The following is a 2,309-nucleotide window of genomic DNA, read 5'->3' as shown; positions in this document are numbered from 1 at the left end:
CCCCTGTTTCGAGGTGATCCCCCGCTCGACGCCCGCCTCGATCCGGTGGCGCGTCACGAGCGACGCGTAGCGCGGGTGGTCCTCGGGGATCTCCGTCTCCGTCATACCCGAGCGAGACGGCGCGCCGATTAAAATGGACCGTTCGCGGTCCGCTCGCGGCTCCGAATCGAGATTGACGTGTCGCCGGTCCGGCCGCACGCGCCGGTATGCGTGGCATAACTAAGCCGCTGGAGTCGGGACCGCCAGATATGATGAACCGGACTGGAAAGTACACGGTCGTGGAAGCGTGTAACGACCACGGGGCGATCACGCTCCGCGAACACCCGCGGAACGGGACGCTGTACGTCGTCGAGTACGACGATCCCGAGGTAGAGGCCGAGCTGTCGTCGCTCGACCCCGGCTCGGTCGTCGAACTGGACCTCCGCCGCGCGGGTCGCCGGGGCAACGCGTGGTGCGCGGAGTCCGCTCGGGCAGTCGACGCGACGTAGCGCGCGGTCGGTGCCCACCGTTTTCCGGCGACGCTTCCCCGCTCGGTCAGGCGACGCCGATCCGCTCGCGGTAGCTCCCGTGTTCCGCCTCGAACACCGCCATGACCTCGCCCATCGTCGCGTACGCCTTCACCGCGGCGACGACCGCGGGCATCACGTTCTCGCCTGCGTCGACGGCGTCGCGGAGGTCCTCTAAGGCGGCCGCGACCGCGTCGTCGTCGCGGTCGGCCTTCACCGACTCCAGCCGGTCGAGCTGTCGCTCGCGGGTCGTCTCGTCGACCTTCAACAGATCCGGTCGCGTGTCCTCGTCGATCTCGTAGGCGTTGACGCCGACGACCGTCTCCTCGCCCTCGTCGACGCGCTCCTGGTACTCGTAGGCCGACTCCTGGATCTCGCGGTGGAAGTACCCCTGCTCGATGCCGCGCAGGACCCCGTCGCGGACGGAGCCGTCGCCCATCTCTCGGATCTCCTCGATGTACGCCATGGCGTCGGCCTCCGTCTCGTCGGTGAGCGCCTCGACCGCGAAGGAGCCGCCGAGCGGGTCGACGATGTCGGCCGCGCCCGACTCCTCGGCGATGATCTGCTGCGTCCGGAGCGCGACCCGCACCGCCTGCTCGGAGGGGAGCGCGAGCGCCTCGTCGAAGGAGTTGGTGTGGAGGCTCTGGGTGCCGCCCAGCACGCCGGCGAGCGCCTGAACCGTGACGCGCGCGACGTTGTTGAGCGGCTGCTGGGCCGTCAGCGACTGCCCGGCGGTCTGGGTGTGGAACTTCAGCCGCTTCGACGCCTCGGCCTCCGCGTCGTACCACTCGTCCATGACACGGGCGTAGATCCGACGGGCGGCGCGGAACTTCGCGACCTCCTCGAACAGCGAGTTGTGCGAGTTGAAGAAAAAGGAGAGCTGCGGGGCGAACCGATCGATATCGAGCCCGCGGTCGAGGCAGTCCTCGACGTAGGCGAACCCGTCGGCGAGGGTGAAGGCGAGCTCCTGAACCGCGGTCGACCCCGCCTCCCGGATGTGGTATCCCGACACCGAGATGGGTTTGAACTTGGGGGTCTCCGCGACCGCGAACTCGATCGTGTCGGTCACCAGATCGAGGGACGGCTCCGGCGGGATCACCCACTCCTTCTGCGCGATGAACTCCTTGAGCATGTCGTTTTGAAGGGTGCCGCGCAGTTCCTCGCGCGGGAGTCCCCGCTCGTCCGCGAGCGCGACGTACATCGCGTAGATCACCGGCGCGCTGGGGTTGATCGTGAATGAGGTCGATACCTCGGTCAGATCGATGCCGTCGAACAGCACCTCCATGTCGCGCAGCGTGTCGACCGCGACGCCCTCCTTGCCGACCTCGCCCAGCGCCATCTCGTCGTCGGAGTCGATCCCCATCAGCGAGGGCATGTCGAACGCGGTCGACAGGCCGGTCTGCCCCTCCTCTATCAGGTAGCGGAACCGCTCGTTGGTCTCCTCGGCGGTGCCGAACCCCGCGAACTGCCGCATCGTCCACGTCCGCCCGCGGTACATCGTCGGGTACACCCCGCGGGTGTACGGCTCCTCGCCGGGGAGCCCCAGATCCGCCTCGTAGTCGAGGTCGGCCACGTCCTCGGGGGTGTAGATCCGGTCGACCTCGCGGTTCGAGACGGTCGCGAAGCGCTCCTTCCGCTCCCCGTGGCGGTCGAGCGTCGGGTCGAGCGTCTCCGCCTCCCACGACTCCTTGGCCTCGCGGATCGCGGCGAGGTCGTCGTCGTCGTACATGGCTCTCCGTAGCCGCCCGCGATCTATAAAGATTGTTTATGAACATTACGGTCGCGACGAGGATTGCGACCCGG

The 2,309-nt window shown here is 68.1% G+C and carries 2 protein-coding genes; one reads left to right on the top strand and one right to left on the bottom strand.

Annotated features, from left to right (window positions below):
* Positions 1 to 251: 251 nt before the first annotated feature.
* The gene (locus BN903_RS08850) at positions 252 to 488 is read left to right on the top strand and encodes a hypothetical protein (protein WP_048077420.1); all 237 of its coding nucleotides are present in this window, start codon (positions 252 to 254) and stop codon (positions 486 to 488) included.
* Between the two features lie 46 nt (positions 489 to 534).
* Here BN903_RS08850 and BN903_RS08845 read toward each other — a convergent pair whose 3' ends face one another.
* Positions 535 to 2,235, bottom strand: a complete 1,701-nt coding sequence (locus BN903_RS08845) for a methylmalonyl-CoA mutase (RefSeq protein ID WP_048077392.1) — start codon at positions 2,233 to 2,235, stop codon at positions 535 to 537.
* Positions 2,236 to 2,309 lie beyond the last annotated feature (74 nt).

This window comes from Halorubrum sp. AJ67, assembly GCF_000513435.1.
The sequence above is the reverse complement of the archived record's forward strand: the minus strand, read 5'-3'. Positions and strand labels throughout refer to the sequence as shown.

What these genes read in the sequence shown, in the direction of transcription:
- BN903_RS08850 (WP_048077420.1), top strand. Translation starts at nt 252, where the DNA reads ATGAACCGGACTGGAAAGTACACGGTCGTGGAAGCGTGTAACGACCAC.
- BN903_RS08845 (WP_048077392.1), bottom strand. Translation starts at nt 2,235, where the DNA reads ATGTACGACGACGACGACCTCGCCGCGATCCGCGAGGCCAAGGAGTCG.